Below are 15,145 nucleotides of genomic sequence, written 5' to 3'. Positions count from 1 at the left end.
CGCCTTGAGTGAGCGGCGCCGGGCGGGTCGACCCCGCCCGGCGCCGCCGCACTGCCGACGGGCTTCAGCCCGCGACGACCAGGCCGACGATGTCGACATCCGAGAACCACACGCGTACGTCGGGGTGGCCTCCCGCGAAGGCGGCGTGCACCGCCTGGCGGATCTCGGGGGACGGGTGGTGCAGATTGCGCCACTCACCGGCCACGAACAGCCGCAGCCGTGGCGGGAGTTCGGGCGGGTAGGGGATCAGCTCGTCCCAGTAGCGCTCGGCCCGGCCCGATCCCACCGCCGACGGCAGCAGGTTCGTGACCGCCGACTTGATGTCGGGGAGGTTGCCGATCCGCTGGGAGGCCGGGCGGCCCGGCGCGTCCTGCTGCGGCGAGCCCGTGGAGCGCAGCACCGCACGGGCCCTCTCCGGAGTCATCAGCTGCTGGCCCGCGGCCTTCAACATGCCCTGCAGACAGGTCAGGGCACCGACGACGACCGGCGAGGCGGATGAGGTGCCGGAGAACGTGTCCGTGTACCAGGCGATCTCGTCGCCGCCGCCCTGCAGATCGCCGGGCTGGTTCCAGGACCCGCCGGTCGTGGTGGTCTCGCGGCCCCAGCCCTGCGCGTCCACGCGCGCGCCGTAGTTGGAGAACTCCAGGCGGGAGCGGTCCGGGCCGTGATCGCGGCCGTGCGTGCCGGGAGGCGGTGCGCCGGCGCCGACCAGGACCGCACCCGACGGCGGGTGGGAGGGGTTGAAGGGGTTCTGCCACCACGCCGGAAACTCATCGGGCCTGCGCTCGTACACCGCGTCGTCCAGGGATTGCGCCCCGTTGCCCGCCGCGCCGACGACGATGACTCCCTTCGCGCAGGCGTACCGGATCGCCGCGTAGTCGTCCGGCCACCACTCCAGGGCGATGTAGCCCTTCTGGTCGTCGCGCGGCTCGAAGCCGAACCGTGGGCCAGGCCGGTGCAGTTCGATCAGCACGATGTCACCGGGGCCGAGCCGCTCCGCCGCCGCGTGGATCGTGGCCGCTGTGCCGAGGGGCTGGAAGGAGGCGGCCGCGGTGGTGGCCTCCGGGGCGATGCCGCTGATGCCCACGTAGTTGCGGTCGCCGCCGATCACGCCCATCACCGCGGTGCCGTGGTTGCGCCAGGCCACGTCCTGGATCGGGGTGCCGATGACCACACCGGCAAGCTTGCCGGTCAGGTCCTCGTGCCCCAGCCGCCAGGCGCCCTCGATGTCGATGACGGTGATGCCCTCGCCCGAACCGCCGAGCCGCTGCCACGCCCAGTACGCGTCGACGCCTTCGGGCGCCGGGCGCAGATAGCCCTGGCGGGCGGTGAAGTCGGGGGTGACGGGGGCGCCCTCCTTGCGGGGCCCGACATCGCCGAGGTCGGGCGAGCCGGAACCGCCAGGGTCGCCGAGGTCGGGCGAGCCGGAACCGCCAGGGTCGCCGGGGTCGGGCGAGCCAGGACCGCCGAGGTCGGGCGAGCCCGAGTGCGACGCCGGTACGGCGCCAGGCTTGACGTAGGCCGAGTCGATCCCCGGCAGCGCCGCCATCCGCGAGCGCAGTTCCTGGGCCCTGCCCTCGCCGCCGCGCACCCGGTAGAAGAGCGCCAGGTCCGGCACGGCGTCGTCGTCGCCCGCGGCGGTGTCCTGGCCGCCCGCCGACCGCAGCTCTTCCTCGTCGCCGAACAGGGGCTCCAGGACGAGCTGTTCATCGCTGAGGAACATGTTCAGGGCCGACACGTCGGAGTCGGCCGCCGAGCGGACACCCTCCGCCTCGGCACGCAGCCGGGCCTCGGGGCGCGCGACGACGATCAGCTCCTCCTCGGACGCCTGATACGTGAACCCCGCCCCGCCCGGCCCGGGGCCACCGGATCCCGGGCCCCCTGCCGGCTCTGCCTGGTCGGTCATCGCCTCACCGCTCCCTTCGGTCCCGCGGGTGCCGTGCCGCCGCGCGCTGTGGCCGCGTACTCCGGGCACACCCTGCTACCGCCCGGCGCGCCCGTCCACCCTCTTTGCCCCAACTGCGTTGGAAATCAAGGTGATCGATGACGCTTGCGTATTTCGTCCGGGAGGCAACGCGCGACCTGATCCGGCCATCCGCCGGGTGCATTCGCGCCGAATCCGGCACGGGTGATGACGGAACACGACAGCGGAGTGGGGCGGCACCCGTTCGGATGCCGCCCCACTTTGGGTCGCGCTCGGTCAGCCGCCCCGGTCAGTCCTCGGAGGAATCGGCCGGTCCGGTTTCACCGCTGTTCTCGCTGCCCGCCGCGGTGTCCGTCTCGCTGCCCGCGTCGGCGTCCGCCGCGGTGTCCGTCTCGGTACCTGTCTCCGCATCCGTCTCGGCTTCCGCCTCCGGACGCTGCGGCCTCGGCGGTCGCGTGCGGTCACCGCCACCGGGGCTGTCCCGCAGAAACGGGCTCGCTTCGCCGCCCTCCGTGGCGTGCGTGCCGGACTGCGGAGGGCCGCCGCCGTCGCGCCGCCGCAGATAACGCTCGAACTCGCGGGCGATCGCCTCACCGGTCGCCTCGGGCAGCTCGGCCGTGTCCCGTGCCTCTTCGAGCGACTGGACGTACTCGGCGACCTCGCTGTCCTCGGCCGCCAGCTGGTCCACGCCCACCTGCCAGGCGCGCGCGTCCTCGGCGAGATCGCCCAGCGGGATCCGCAGGCCGATGAGGTCTTCCAGCCGGTTCAGGAGCGCCAGCGTGGCCTTCGGGTTCGGCGGCTGCGAGACGTAGTGCGGGACGGCTGCCCACAGGCTGACCGCAGGGACACCCGCGTGCGTGCACGCCTCCTGGAGGATGCCGACGATGCCCGTAGGGCCTTCGTACTTCGTCTCCTCCAGGTCCATGGTGCGGGCCAGGTCCGGGTCGGAGGTGACGCCGCTGACCGGGACCGGGCGGGTGTGCGGGGTGTCACCGAGCAGGGCGCCCAGGACCACCACCAGCTCGACGCCCAGCTCATGGGCGAAGCCCAGGAGCTCGTTGCAGAACGACCGCCAGCGCATCGACGGCTCGATCCCGCGGACAAGCACGAGGTCACGCGGCTTGTCACCGCCCACGCGGATCACCGAGAGCCGGGTCGTCGGCCAGGTGATCTTGCGCACGCCGCCTTCCAGGAAGACCGTGGGGCGGTTGACCTGGAAGTCGTAGTAGTCCTCGGCGTCCAGCGCCGCGAAGACCTCGCCCTTCCACTCCTTGTCGAGATGCGCGACCGCGGTGGAGGCGGCGTCGCCGGCGTCGTTCCAGCCCTCGAACGCGGCCACCATGACCGGGTCGACCAGCTCGGGAACCCCCTCGAGCTCGATCACCCAGGCCTCCTTCCGACGTCCTTTACGTACGCCCCAACCTTACGGCGTCCGGCGGGGCCCTCCGCAGCCCCCTTGCGTGGTCGGAGTGACGGGATCACTGCCCCGCGAGAGACCCGCGCACTCCCTCGGCGGCTGTTCACAGCGTCGAGCGCAGCCACTGCTCGACGCTCGCGATGTGCACCGTCGCCCAGGACCGGGCCGCCTCCGCGTCGCGGTCGCGCAGGGCGGTGAGGATCGCGCGGTGCTCGTGCAGGGTGCGGCTCACGGCGTCCTCCTGCGTGAGGCCGCGCCAGACGCGGGCCCGGGTGGTCGGCCCGGAGAGGCCGTCGAGGAGCGAGCAGAGCACCGAGTTGCCGGACGACTGCACGATGCCGCGGTGGAACTCCAGGTCACAGGCGACCAGCTCCTCCACCGAGGGCGCGGGGCCAAGGGCGTCCAACTGGGCGCCGAGCACGTCGAGTTCGGCCTCGGTGATGCGGGTGCTCGCCATCGCCGTGGCCGCCGGTTCCAGGATGCGGCGCACCGCGAGGAACTCCAGGACCGTGTCGTCGCGGTGGAAGTCGACGACGAAACTCAGGGCTTCGAGCAGGAGTTGCGGGTCCAGGCTCGTGACGTACGTACCGTCGCCCTGCCGTACGTCGAGGATGCGGATCAGCGAGAGGGCGCGCACCGCCTCGCGCAGGGAGTTGCGCGAAAGGCCCAGGTCGGCGGCGAGTTCGCTCTCCTTGGGCAGCCGGTCGCCGGGGCGCAGCGCGCCGGAGACGATCATGCCCTTGATCTTTTCGATGGCTTCGTCGGTGACAGCCATGGGGACCTCGCCTCACAAGACAGAAGACATCCGATGTATCGGACGATTATGGCGTGTCCCGTGGTCTTCATGCACGTCTTCATGCAGGTCCGCACGCACGTGGGTCCGGGATGACCCCCGTACTTCTCTCAGGGCTAAGATTTCCGTACTGACCGAACTGACCGCGGGACGGGCGAGAGGGAGGCTACGGCACATGGCCGGGAAGAAGTCGGCGGGGGCCCAGCGGGACGCGGTCGCATCGATCATCGAGGACTGGGCAAGGGAGCGGCCGGAGCTCGACACCTCGCCCCTTGAGGTCCTCGCGCGGCTGCACCGCACCTTCCTGCGCTACAACACCAGGCTCACCACGGCGATCGAGCGGCACGGCCTCGCGGTCGCCGGGTTCGACGTGCTGACCGCGCTGCGCAGGGCCGGGGCGCCCTACCGGCTCACGGCGGGCCAGCTCGCCGACTCCGGTCTCGTCTCGTCGGCCGGGGTGACGCTGCGCATCGACCGCCTGGAGAAGGACGGCCTGATCGTGCGCGAGCGCGACGCGGAGGACCGCCGTGTCGTCTACTCACGGCTCACCGGGACGGGCCTCGCCAAGATCGACGAGGTGTTCGCCGAGCATCTCGACAACGAACGCCGGATGCTCGACGGACTCTCCCCGGCCGAGTGCCGCCAGCTGGCCCGCCTGATGTCCAAGCTGGAGCGGTCCATCACCGATTCCGACGAACCTCACACACCCGAAGTCTGAGCCTCCGCGCCCCCCGAGGCCTGAGCCTCCGCTTCCGCGCGGTACATCCGGCGCAGCCGGACCACGCCCAGGTCGTGCTGGTAGAGGTTCTCGCGCTGGTCCGCGTCGGCGGGCATCGCCTCCAGCATCACCCGGTCCTGTTCGAGGACCTGCCAGTGGCGCTCCTCGATGAGGGTCTTGTAGAGGAAGCGCCAGGTGTCGCGCTGCCAGCCCCGCACGCGGCGGTAGCGCCAGAAGAAGACGCCGGTGCGGTTCTCGTCGACCGGGCAGACCATGCCGACGATCCCGAACGGGCCGCCGGGTCCGGCCGACGGCGGATACGGAATGGTCAGGTCGACCCAGTCCACGCCGGTGCGGCACAGCTCGACCCAGTCGAAGTTGACGCCCCGCTGGTCGGTCTTCTCGAAGAAGTAGCCGCGGTCCGTCTCCCGGATGCGGAACTTGGCGGTGGTGTCGCCGTCGTACATCGTGTGGGACTCGTGGTGCAGGAAGGCGCCGTGCATCGGGTCGAGGAGGTTCTCCACCGCGTACCGCCACGGCCCGTCCCACTCCGCGTAGCACAGGATCGCGTCGACGTCGGGGTCGGTGAGCGGTTCGGGCAGCGTCAGTTCGGCCGGCTCCGGATGCCGCTCGTCGCCGAAGTACGCGAGGATCGCGCCGCCGATCTCCCGCACGGGCAGCGACGTGACGAGCTTCTTGCCCTCCAGATTGCAGCCGGGCAGGCCCGGTACGGAGGAGACGGTGCCGTCCGTCTCGACCTCCACGCCGTGGTACCAGCAGGCCACCCGGTCACCGAGGTGCTTGCCCAGGGAGAGCGGCGCCCCGCGGTGCGGGCAGCGGTCGGCGAGCATCGACAGGGCGCCGTCGGAGCGGCGGAAGAGGAGCCACTGCTCGCCGAGCGCGGTGACCTTGCGCATGGCGCCGGGGGCGACGAAGTCCGAGGGGACGACGGGGTGCCACTGGTTGCGCAGACCGGTGGCGTAGATGTGGTCGGCGGCAGCGCTCAAGGCAGTCGGGCTGGTCATCGGGGTCACGCTCCCAGTCGGTTCATCTCGGCGCGGAAGGACTCCTCGGTCCACTGGGCGCCGTCGGGCGCGTGGACCTGACGGGCGTTCAAGCCGCGTATGACATCGGCGAGTTCATGGCCGTCCTTGGTGAATACCTCTTCGAGGGTGGCGGCGAGCTTGAACTCGTAGGGGGTCGGCTCGTGCGTACGGGACTGGTGGATGTCCAGGTACGGCCAGGTGGTGGTCACTCTTGCCTCCAGTGGGAATTACAGGTCGAGGACGAGGCGGCCGGAAGCGCAGCGCGAGACGCAGATCATCATCGAGGCGTTCGCGGCGTGCTCGGCGTCGCTGAGCAGGAAGTCGCGGTGGTCGGGGATACCGTCGAGGACGCGGGTCTCGCAGCTGCCGCAGATCCCTTCCTGGCAGGAGCTGTCGACGCTCAGGCCCGCGGCCTCCGCGGCTTGCAGGATGGACGTGTCGGGGCCGACGGAGAGGGTGCGGCCCGAGGTGCGGCACTCCACCTCGAACGCCGCGTCGTCGCCGCCCCGCTCCACGACGGGCGCGGCGAACCGCTCCACGCGCAGCCGGTCCGCGGGGCAGAGGGCCTCCACGGCGGTGAGCAGCGGCTCCGGGCCGCAGCAGTACACGAGCGTGCCATCGGGCAGCCCGCCGAGCGCCCCTGCCAGGTCGATGTGCCCGACCTCGTCCTGCGGTACGACTGTCAAGTCGCCGCCCAGGGCGTCCAGTTCATCGACGAAGGCCATGGAGTCCCGGTTCCGGCCGCCGTAGACCATGCGCCAGTCGGCCCCGCGCCGTGCCGCCTCGCGTGCCATCGCGAGGAGGGGCGTGACGCCGATGCCGCCCGCGATGAAGAGGTAGCCGGGCGAGTCTTCCAAGGTGAAGTGGTTGCGCGGTTCGGAGACGGTGACGCTCTGGCCGGGCCGCAGCTTCGTGTGCACGTGTCGCGAACCGCCGCGTGAGGACGGTTCGTCGAGTACGCCGATGCGGTAGGCCGTCGCGTTACGCGGGTCTCCGCAGAGGCTGTACTGGCGTACGTGAGGGCCTGTGTGGAGGTCGAGGTGTGCTCCGGGGCTCCAGGCGGGCAGCGGCTTGCCGTCCGGGTGGACGAGCTCGACGGACAGGACTCCGTCCGCCTCCCAGCTCATACGGCGTACCAGCAGGGCGAGTTCGCCTTCACTCTCGTACTCACTCATGTGGGGTCGGTCCTCCTCACTGGCCGGGGATCTTGACGGGCGGGGTGAACGGGTTCTTCATGGGGCCGAGCCGGGCCAGGTCGACCTCGACGAGGGTCGGCCCGCCGGAGGCGACGGCGCGGCTGATCACGGGCTCCGCGTGCTCCTCGTCGGTGATCCGGGCGTACGCCAACCCGCAGGCACGGGCGAGGAGTTCGAAGTCGGGGGTGGCGAGGTCGACTCCGGATCGGCGCTCGCTGTAGCGGTCCTGCATGTTGCGGAGCACGCCGTAGCCGCCGTCGTTGAAGACGATCAGAGTGAGTCGCGGCTTCTCCTGGGCGAGGGTGAGGAGTTCGCCGAGGTGCACCGCGAGTCCGCCGTCGCCCGCCATCACCACGGTGGGCTCCTGCGGCCGTGCGAGCGCCGCGCCGATGCCCATGCCCAGGCCCTGTCCGATGCCGCCGCCGCGCGGGAAGATGTTGTCGCGGGGGTCGTACATCTCCAGGAGCCGGTTGCCCCAGCTGCTGGACGGGATGGTCACGTCGCGGGCGACGACCGCGGCGCGGGGCAGCGCGGCCCGGATGGCGTCGCAGATCGCGGCCTGGGGGCCGATGTTGTCGTGCAGGGTGGCTCGGACGTCCTCGCGGACGGCGCTGACGCGCCGCGTCCAGTGTGCGTCGGCCCGGCGCGCGTGCGGCAGGAGGGCGGCGAGGACCTCGCCCGCGTCGCCGTGCAGGGCGTGCCGGGCCGGGTATACGCGGCCGAGCGCGTCGGCGTCGACGTCGATCTGGAGGTGCGCATCGGGCAGCGCGAGCCCGTAGTCGGCGGTCTCGTTGGACCGGAAGTGCGTGCCGATGGTCAGCAGCAGGTCCGCGTCCGCGAGGAGGGACCGGGCCGCCGGGGTGGTGGCGAAGTTCCCGATGACCTGCGGATGGTCCTCGGGAACGGAGCCCCGGCCGGAGTTGGAGGTGAGCAGCCCCGCGCCGGTGGCTTCGAGCAGCGCGGCCAGCTCCGAGCGGGCCCGGGTGGCACCGCCGCCGGCCCAGATGAGGGGGCGCTGCGCGGTCGCCAGGAGGGCCTGGGCTGCGGCGAGTTCGGACGCGGCGGGTGTGGGGTGGGCGGGTCCGGTGTTGCCCGGGGACGCGGTTGCCCCTTGTGGGCCCGGGGAAAGCTGGGGCCCGGTCGGGGCCTCGGCTTGCGCGGGGGCCGGGTCGGCTGTGCCCGCGGCGTTCGGCGCCGTGTCGGTCTGGGCCGCGTACTGCAGATCGACCGGCCACTCCACGCTCGCCGGGCCGCCCGGCGTGGCGAGGGCCGCGCGGGCCGCCTCGCGCAGGATCCGGCCCGCCGCGTCGGCCGAGGGCACCGTCGCGGCGTACGCGGAGACCGCGCGCAACATGCCGAGCTGGTCCTTGGTCTCGTGGATGAAGCCCCGGCCGCTGCCGAGGAACTCGGCTTCCACCTGCCCTGTCACGTGCAGGACGGAGGTGCCCGCGCTGAGCGCCTCGACCAGGGAGCCGGCCGCGTTGCCCGCACCCGTACCCGTCGAGGTGAGCGCGCAGCCCAGGGAGCCGCGGGCCCTGCCGTAGGCGTCGGCCGCGTTCACGGCGGTCGCCTCGTGGCGGACCGGCACGAACCGCAGCTCGCGGTCGACGGCCTCGACCAGCGGCAGATTGTGCACGCTGACGATCCCGAAGACCGTGTCGACGCCGAGTTCGCGCAGGACGGCGACGAGGAGATCGCCTCCGGTGGCGTAGTGCATGGGGGAACTCCTCAGAGAATGCCGCGGCCGACGCCGCCGCAGACATCGATGCTGGTGCCGGTGGTGTACGAGGCGCGGGGCGAGAGCAGCGCGACGATCGCGTACGCGACCTCCTCCGCGCGGCCGAGCCGACCGAGCGCGATCCCGCGGTCCGCTGCGAGCTCCGCCTGCCACTCCTCGTAACCGAGGCCCGAGCCGGATGCCGCGTGGCGCCGGGTCCACTGGCCGGTGTCGATGAGGCCGAGGCAGACCGAGTTGACGCGGATGCCCTCCGGGGCGAGCTCGGTGGCGAGGGACTTGGAGAGGTTGAGGATGCCCGCGCGGGCCGCGCTCGTGGTGATGAGGCGGGGCTCGGGCTGCTTGGCCAGGACGGCGTTGACGTTGACGACGCTCGCCGCGTCCGACGCCGCCAGGTGCGGGCGGGCCGCGTGCAGGGGGTTGAGGACGCCCGCGAACTTCAGCTCCAGCTCATCGCGCCAGTCGTCGGCGGTCGACTCGTCGAGGCCCTTCATACGGGACTGCCCCGCGTTGTTGACGAGCCCGTCCACCGACCCGAAGGTGTCGGCCGCGTGCCGCGTGAACTCCCGTACGGCGTCCGCGTCCCGCACGTCGCACACGCCCGTCAGCAGCCGGTCGCCGCCGCCGAGCGAGGCCGCGGCCTTGCCGAGCCGTTCGGCGTCACGTCCGCAGGTGGCGACGCGCGCACCCTCGTCGAGCAGGGCGCGGACCGTGGCCAGGCCGACGCCCGAGCTGCCGCCGGTGACCAGGACGGTCCGGTCGGCGAGGCCCAGATCCATAACTCATCGCTCCTGTACGTCAGTTCATCGTGAAGCCGCCGTTGACGGCGATCACTTGTCCGGTGAGATAGCGGGACTCCTCGCGGAGGAGGAAGGAGACGAGCCCGACGAGGTCGTCCGGCTGCTGCGGGCGGGAGATCGCCCGGTGGCCCCGGTAGAGGTCGTGACGCTCGGCCGGGACGCCCTCGGTGGCCTCGCACTCGGTGAGACCCGGCGCCACCGCGTTCACGGTGATGCCCTTCTCGCCCAGCTCGCGTGCCATCGCCCGCGTCAGCGCGATGACCGCGCCCTTGGAGGCGATGTAGTGGGCGAGCCGGGGAGAGCCGTAGAGCGCCGCGTCCGATGCGATGTTGACGATGCGGCTCGGGGAGGCGAAGAGCGGATGCAGGGCCTTGGCGACCAGCCAGGGGCCGCGGGCGTTGACCGCCATCAGTCGGTCCCACACCGCGACGTCGATGTCCTGGAACTCCCTGCCGCCGACGCCGTTGGCGAGCGCGGCATTGTTGACCAGGCCGTACAGCGACCCCAAGTCACTCACCTGCGCGGCGAGTTGCCCCACCGAAGCGGGGTCGCCCACATCGCACCGCACGAAGTGCGCGTCGCACCCCTCGGCCCGGAGCTCCGCGACGGCCCGCTCTCCGAGCCCGGGATCCACCTCCGCGACGACGACCCGGAAGCCGTCCTCGCCCACCCGGCGGGCCATGGCCAGACCCAGGCCACGGCCCGCCCCGGTGACGACGACGGAGGCGACGTCAGTCACGGGTGACGCCGTGCATCGGCGAGTGCTCGGGGTAGGTGGGGACCTGCGGCTTCTGGGTGCCGATGACGACGCAGAAGAGCGCGTCGGTGTCGCCCTCGTTCTTGAGGGAGCGCGCCACACCCGCGGGCACCACGATCATGTCGCGGTAGCCGAGCGTCCGGTACTCGGCCTCGCCCGCGCCCCGGTGGATGCCCACCTTGACCTGCCCCTCCAGGACGAAGAAGGCCTCCTCGACGTCGTGGTGGGTGTGCTCGGGCCCCTCGGCGCCGGGCGGAAGCAGCATGTTGGAGAAGGTGAAGCCGCCGGACGGCAGGATCCGGCTGTCGCTCTCGTGGTTGCCGGTCGCCCCGGAGCCGACGTAACGGATCTGCCCGCGACGGTACTGGGGCCCCGCCTTCTCCTGGAAGGAGAGCGTGTCGAAGTCCGCGACGCGGGACTCCTTCGTGGCGATCAGGGAGTCGGTGTACTTGCCGAGGTCGCCGCCGTTGTCGTACTCGGTGGTGGTCAGAGGCATGGGGAGGCTCCTACTCAGGGATTGCTCAGGGATTGCTCAGGGATGTGGGCGGTGATGCGGAGGTGCGAGAGCACCCAGGCGTTGAAGGCCCCGGGCTGCTCCTGGTTGGCCAGGTGACCGGCGTCCTTGACGATCACGTAGGCCGCTTTGTGCAGGGCCCCGGCGATGGCCTGGGAGGCCTCGACGCCGGTGACCCGGTCCTTCTCGCCGCAGAGGACGAGGGCGGGAGCGCTGATGCGGGGGATCTCGGGGCGCAGATCGGCGCCGGCCATGGACTCGGCGGCGTACGCGTATCCGGGGAGGCGCACGGACGCCGCCATGGTGTCGACGACCCGCCGGACGAGCTGAGGGGGCGCGTCCGGCGAGACGAGCCGGGGCCCGCGCCGCTCGGCGAACTCCCGCGGCCCGTGCTCCGCGAGCTCGGCGGCCCGCTGCCGCATGGCGTCGGCTTTCGCGGGATCGGTGCCGGACCCGGCGCTGGAGTCCGCGACGATCAGCGAGTCGACGAGACCGGGGTGCCGGGCCGCGAGCCGCAGCGCGATCACCCCGCCCCACGAGACACCGAGCACATGGGCGCTCGCGCCGCGCTCCCGGATGAGGTGGGCCGCCGTGTCGGCGAAGCCGTCCAGGTCCAACGGGCCTTCGGGGTCAGACGACTTGGCGTACCCGGGAGCGTCCCAGGCCACCACCCTCACGTACGCGGACAGCTCGGCGAGCTGCGGTGCGAAGGCGGCGGACGAGGAGCCGATGCCGTGCAGACAGAGCAGCAGCGGCCCTTCACTGCCCGCCTCCTCCACATGGATGGCCGGGGCGGTCACAGGATCTGCCCCGTCCGCCCGGCGAGCGCCGCGAGGCTGCGAAGGACCGCGTACGGCACGACCTGGCTGGTCGCAGGGTTGCCCGGGTCCGGCAGATGCGCGACCTCGAAGCGGTACGACCCGTGCGCGCCGGACGCCTCGATGACATGCCGCGTGCGGTGGGCGCCCGGATCGGCGACGACCTGGACCCGCACAGCGTCCAGGTCGCCGACGGCGAGGGCGACCGAGGCCGCGACATTCGTCGACTTGGGGAACTTCACCGGGACGTCGCGCGCGGTCCCGGACATCACCTCGACCGGGCCGGTCGCCGTCCGCATCCGGGACAGCAACTCCGCGCCCATCCACGGCTGTTCGAGGGTGGCGGGCAGCTTGGTGGTGGTGAGCCTGACCTCGTCCAGGGGGCCGAGGGAACGCACCGCCTGGAGCAGGTCGAGACCGCCGACCGCGCCCGAGGTGAAGTACACGCGTCCGGGCCCGGCGGACAGGAGCCGTTTGGAGAGCTCCTCGTCGGTGAGCGCGCCGGTCGATGCGATCAGCAGATCGGTGCCGGAGGCGAGGACGCGCTCGCCCCATTCCCGTACGACTCCCTGGCCCGCCGCCTCCACGATGAGATCGCAGAGTTCCAGGGCCTCGTCGAAGGAGACCTGCGGAGCGGGGGCGCTCTCACCGAGCGGACGGTTGTCGACGAGGCAGGTCAACTCGGCCCCCGAGACGCGCTGTTCGGCCAGTGCCGTGCCGACCACCCGGCCGATGGCGCCCCAGCCGACGATGCCGACCTTGCGTACGCTGCTCATGCCTGAACCTCCAGGGGGCGGGCGGGGGAGAGGGGGCCGGGGTCGGGAGAGCCCGCCATGTGGCAGCGGATCTCCTTCGACGGCGGGCCCGCCGTCCCCCACAGGTCGGACAGCTCGGGAACCCGCCGCCACACCTTGGCGATCCACGCGTCCTCGACGATCTGCGCGACCTCGGAGGTGTACTCGCAGACGAGGCCGGAGGGGTCGGTGAAGTAGGAGAAGGTGTTGTTGCCGGGGCCGTGCCGACCGGGGCCCCACTGCGGGGTGATCCCGTGGTGCCTGAGCCGGCCGAGGCCTCGCATGAAGTGGTCGACCGAACTCATCTCGTACGCCACGTGGTTGAGGGAAGCCCACTGAGCCTGGTTGAAGGCGATGCAGTGGTGGTCGGCGTTGCAGCGCAGGAACGCCATCTGGTGCTCGGACCAGTCGGAGACGCGAAGACCGAGGACGTCGCGGTAGAAGGCCACGGAGGCGTCGATGTCCGCCGTGTTGAGCACCGCGTGTGTGACACCGACCGGCACCGCACCGTCCTGGCCGCGTGGCGGGACCGCGTGGACCTCCGCGCTGATCTCGATCAGGCGGTGCTCGGGGTCGGTGAAGCGCAGGCCGTAGCCGCCGCCGACCTGGTCGAGGGGGCCGGGGCCCGTGACCGGGGTGATGCCCCGGGCGATGAGCCGCCGCGCCGCCTCGTCGACCTCGCCGGGCGTGGCCACCGCGAAGGAGATCCTGCCGAGCCCGGTGCGGTCGGCGCGGGTCAGCTGGAGGGCGTGGTGCTCGGCGCCGGTGCCGCGCAGCCAGGCGGCGGCGCCGCGCTCGGACTCGACGGTCTCAAGACCCCAGACCTCCTGGTAGAAATCGGCGGCCTCGGTGAAGGAAGGCGTGAGCAGTTCGACGGAGCGCAGGGCGCGCAGCCGTGCGACGGGGGGTTGAGGCATGACCTTCTCCAGAAGTACGGGGATCAGTTGGCCCAGGGGAGCGGCGCGTCCGAGAGGCCCCAGTACAGGGACTTCTGGCGCTGGTAGGCGCGGATGGAGTCGCGGCCCTTCTCCCGGCCGAGACCGCTCTCCTTCATGCCGCCGAAGGGCGTGGCGATGCTGAACTGCTTGTAGGTGTTGATCCAGACGGTGCCCGCCTCGACCCGGCGCGCGATGCGCCAGGCGGCCCGGTGATCGCGGGTCCAGATGCCGCAGGCCAGGCCGTAGACGCTGGAGTTGGCCTGCCGCACGAGGTCCTCCTCGTCGTCGAAGGGCAGCGCGACCAGGACGGGCCCGAAGATCTCCTCCTGGCAGGTGCGCGAGGAGTTGGGCAGGCCGTCCAGGACAGTGGGCAGGTAGTACGCCCCGTCCCCGTACTCCGCGCCCTCCGGCACGCCCCCGCCGCACAGCACCCGCGCGCCTTCCTCGCGGGCGATATCGACGTACGAGGCGACGGAGTCCCGGTGCTTGTGGTGGACGAGCGGCGCGACCTGGGTATCGGGGGACGTGCCGGGTCCGACCCGCAACTTCCCCACGCGCTCCACGAGTTCGCCGACGAACTCCTCGTACAGCTCACGCGCGACGAAGAGCCGTGACCCCGCGACGCAGGACTGCCCGCTGGAGGAGAAGACGCCGAACATCACGCCGGCCAGGGCCTGTTCGACGTCGGCGTCGGCGAGGACGACCGTCGGCGATTTGCCGCCCAGTTCGAGGGAGACCGGCATCAGCTTCTCGGCCGCCGCGTGCGCCAGCGTACGGCCGGTGCTCGTGCCGCCGGTGAAGGTGACCTTGCCGACGCGAGGATCGCGCACGATCGCGTCCCCGACGATGCTGCCGCGGCCGGGAAGTACCGACAACAGGCCTGCGGGGAGACCGAGTTCATGGAGCGCTCGGCTGATCAGGCGGCCGAGCGCGAGGGAGACGAGTGGCGTCCACTCGGCGGGCTTGAGCAGGACCGCGTTGCCTCCCGCGAGGGCCGGGGCGAGCTTCTGGGCGTCGCTGGCGATGGGGGAGTTCCAGGGGTTGATCGCGCCGACGACGCCGACCGGCTCGTACACGCTCATCGTCACGTAGTCGCCGCGCGAGGGCGTGATGGCCTCCTCCGCGGTCTCCAGGGCGGCGGCCGTGTAACGGAAGGTGGCCGCCGCGCTGCCCACCAGGGCGCGGGTCTCGGTGAGCGCCTTGCCGGTGTCGGCGGTCTGCAGGGCGGCGAGGTCTTCTGCGGAATCGTCGATCAACTCGGCGATGCGGTGCAGGAGTTGGGAGCGACAGTGAGGCAGGAGGTCACGCCAGCGGGGGTCGGCGGCGGCCTCTGCCGCCCCCTTGGCCGCTTCGGCCACCTCGTCGAGCGAGACCGCGTGGACGGCTGTCAGGGTCCGGCCCGTCGCCGGGTCGACCGTGTCGGCCGGTGCGCCCGCGCCGCGTCGCCACTCGCCCGCAATGAGGGCTTCGTCGGCTGGGATGCGGGGCATGGGGGCCTCCTTGCGGAACGTGACTTGGGTGGGGCGCTCAACACACTTCGGTAAGCGCTAGAAATCTAAGGGCTTAAATATCTGGAGCGCAAGACCCCACCGAAGAGTGGCCTTCGACGATTTCCCCTGCGGAGGCTCTTGACGTGCTCCGGTGCCGGGACGGTACAACTTAAGCGCTTAGAAACTTTGCGCTTACCCGCCCCTT

At 71.8% G+C, this 15,145-nt stretch carries 15 protein-coding genes; 1 reads left to right on the top strand and 14 read right to left on the bottom strand.

All coding sequences use genetic code 11. The features are described from left to right. Positions 1-64 precede the first annotated feature (64 nt). The 3 genes from ACGFX9_RS08245 to ACGFX9_RS08235 all read right to left on the bottom strand — a co-directional run bounded on the left by ACGFX9_RS08245 (position 65) and on the right by ACGFX9_RS08235 (position 4,116). Entirely contained in the window at positions 65-1,906 is a 1,842-nt protein-coding gene (locus ACGFX9_RS08245) for a S8 family peptidase (RefSeq protein WP_393466653.1), read from the bottom strand. Positions 1,907-2,213: 307 nt separating this feature from the next. After that, positions 2,214-3,308, bottom strand: a complete 1,095-nt coding sequence (locus ACGFX9_RS08240; RefSeq protein ID WP_393466649.1) for a PAC2 family protein — start codon at positions 3,306-3,308, stop codon at positions 2,214-2,216. 136 nt (positions 3,309-3,444) lie between these two features. Beyond that, on the bottom strand, positions 3,445-4,116 hold the full coding sequence (locus ACGFX9_RS08235; protein ID WP_393466646.1) for a FadR/GntR family transcriptional regulator: 672 nt from the start codon (positions 4,114-4,116) through the stop codon (positions 3,445-3,447). 193 nt (positions 4,117-4,309) lie between these two features. Between ACGFX9_RS08235 and ACGFX9_RS08230 the strand changes: the two genes are divergently transcribed. Beyond that, positions 4,310-4,852, top strand: a complete 543-nt coding sequence (locus ACGFX9_RS08230) for a MarR family winged helix-turn-helix transcriptional regulator (protein WP_393466643.1) — start codon at positions 4,310-4,312, stop codon at positions 4,850-4,852. Here ACGFX9_RS08230 and ACGFX9_RS08225 read toward each other — a convergent pair. Genes ACGFX9_RS08225 through ACGFX9_RS08175 form a run of 11 tightly spaced genes read right to left on the bottom strand, consistent with a single transcriptional unit; the run spans position 4,834 to position 14,940 of the window. Next, complete coding sequence (locus ACGFX9_RS08225) at positions 4,834-5,877, bottom strand: Rieske 2Fe-2S domain-containing protein (RefSeq protein WP_393466641.1); 1,044 nt, start codon at positions 5,875-5,877, stop codon at positions 4,834-4,836. The genes ACGFX9_RS08230 and ACGFX9_RS08225 overlap by 19 nt on opposite strands. 5 nt (positions 5,878-5,882) lie before the next feature. Further along, positions 5,883-6,107, bottom strand: a complete 225-nt coding sequence (locus tag ACGFX9_RS08220) for a recombinase-like helix-turn-helix domain-containing protein (protein ID WP_393466639.1) — start codon at positions 6,105-6,107, stop codon at positions 5,883-5,885. 18 nt (positions 6,108-6,125) lie between these two features. Then, positions 6,126-7,073 (bottom strand): PDR/VanB family oxidoreductase, encoded by a 948-nt coding sequence (locus tag ACGFX9_RS08215; RefSeq protein WP_393466636.1) that lies wholly within the window; start codon positions 7,071-7,073, stop codon positions 6,126-6,128. Positions 7,074-7,089: 16 nt separating this feature from the next. Next, on the bottom strand, positions 7,090-8,811 hold the full coding sequence (locus ACGFX9_RS08210) for a thiamine pyrophosphate-dependent enzyme (RefSeq protein WP_393466633.1): 1,722 nt from the start codon (positions 8,809-8,811) through the stop codon (positions 7,090-7,092). Positions 8,812-8,822: 11 nt separating this feature from the next. Further along, a complete protein-coding gene (locus ACGFX9_RS08205) occupies positions 8,823-9,608 on the bottom strand; it encodes an SDR family oxidoreductase (RefSeq protein ID WP_393466629.1) in 786 nt (261 codons plus the stop codon). A 19-nt stretch (positions 9,609-9,627) separates the two neighbouring features. Then, entirely contained in the window at positions 9,628-10,368 is a 741-nt protein-coding gene (locus ACGFX9_RS08200; RefSeq protein ID WP_393466626.1) for an SDR family oxidoreductase, read from the bottom strand. Next, positions 10,361-10,882: a cupin domain-containing protein gene (locus ACGFX9_RS08195; protein ID WP_393466622.1), complete on the bottom strand. Its 522-nt coding sequence runs from the start codon at positions 10,880-10,882 to the stop codon at positions 10,361-10,363. The genes ACGFX9_RS08200 and ACGFX9_RS08195 overlap by 8 nt, the downstream gene beginning before the upstream one ends. 14 nt (positions 10,883-10,896) lie before the next feature. Next, positions 10,897-11,700 (bottom strand): alpha/beta fold hydrolase, encoded by an 804-nt coding sequence (locus tag ACGFX9_RS08190; protein ID WP_393466618.1) that lies wholly within the window; start codon positions 11,698-11,700, stop codon positions 10,897-10,899. After that, the gene (locus ACGFX9_RS08185; protein WP_393466615.1) at positions 11,697-12,494 is read right to left on the bottom strand and encodes an aspartate dehydrogenase domain-containing protein; all 798 of its coding nucleotides are present in this window, start codon (positions 12,492-12,494) and stop codon (positions 11,697-11,699) included. Before ACGFX9_RS08185 ends, ACGFX9_RS08190 begins: the two co-directional genes overlap by 4 nt. Continuing rightward, the gene (locus ACGFX9_RS08180; RefSeq protein ID WP_393466612.1) at positions 12,491-13,429 is read right to left on the bottom strand and encodes a VOC family protein; all 939 of its coding nucleotides are present in this window, start codon (positions 13,427-13,429) and stop codon (positions 12,491-12,493) included. Before ACGFX9_RS08180 ends, ACGFX9_RS08185 begins: the two co-directional genes overlap by 4 nt. A gap of 23 nt (positions 13,430-13,452) precedes the next feature. Then, complete coding sequence (locus tag ACGFX9_RS08175; protein WP_393466609.1) at positions 13,453-14,940, bottom strand: aldehyde dehydrogenase family protein; 1,488 nt, start codon at positions 14,938-14,940, stop codon at positions 13,453-13,455. Between the last annotated feature and the right edge of the window lie 205 nt (positions 14,941-15,145).

The sequence above is a fragment of the Streptomyces sp. NPDC048436 genome (genome assembly GCF_043200355.1).
Lineage (GTDB): Bacteria > Actinomycetota > Actinomycetes > Streptomycetales > Streptomycetaceae > Streptomyces.
The sequence above is the reverse complement of the archived record's forward strand: the minus strand, read 5'-3'. Positions and strand labels throughout refer to the sequence as shown.

Excerpts from the sequence above, each read along its gene's own strand:
- ACGFX9_RS08245 (WP_393466653.1), bottom strand. The coding sequence starts at position 1,906 with ATGACCGACCAGGCAGAGCCGGCAGGGGGCCCGGGATCCGGTGGCCCC.
- ACGFX9_RS08235 (WP_393466646.1), bottom strand. The coding sequence starts at position 4,116 with ATGGCTGTCACCGACGAAGCCATCGAAAAGATCAAGGGCATGATCGTC.
- ACGFX9_RS08230 (WP_393466643.1), top strand. The coding sequence starts at position 4,310 with ATGGCCGGGAAGAAGTCGGCGGGGGCCCAGCGGGACGCGGTCGCATCG.
- ACGFX9_RS08225 (WP_393466641.1), bottom strand. The coding sequence starts at position 5,877 with ATGACCAGCCCGACTGCCTTGAGCGCTGCCGCCGACCACATCTACGCC.
- ACGFX9_RS08215 (WP_393466636.1), bottom strand. The coding sequence starts at position 7,073 with ATGAGTGAGTACGAGAGTGAAGGCGAACTCGCCCTGCTGGTACGCCGT.
- ACGFX9_RS08210 (WP_393466633.1), bottom strand. The coding sequence starts at position 8,811 with ATGCACTACGCCACCGGAGGCGATCTCCTCGTCGCCGTCCTGCGCGAA.
- ACGFX9_RS08205 (WP_393466629.1), bottom strand. The coding sequence starts at position 9,608 with ATGGATCTGGGCCTCGCCGACCGGACCGTCCTGGTCACCGGCGGCAGC.
- ACGFX9_RS08195 (WP_393466622.1), bottom strand. The coding sequence starts at position 10,882 with ATGCCTCTGACCACCACCGAGTACGACAACGGCGGCGACCTCGGCAAG.
- ACGFX9_RS08185 (WP_393466615.1), bottom strand. The coding sequence starts at position 12,494 with ATGAGCAGCGTACGCAAGGTCGGCATCGTCGGCTGGGGCGCCATCGGC.
- ACGFX9_RS08180 (WP_393466612.1), bottom strand. The coding sequence starts at position 13,429 with ATGCCTCAACCCCCCGTCGCACGGCTGCGCGCCCTGCGCTCCGTCGAA.
- ACGFX9_RS08175 (WP_393466609.1), bottom strand. The coding sequence starts at position 14,940 with ATGCCCCGCATCCCAGCCGACGAAGCCCTCATTGCGGGCGAGTGGCGA.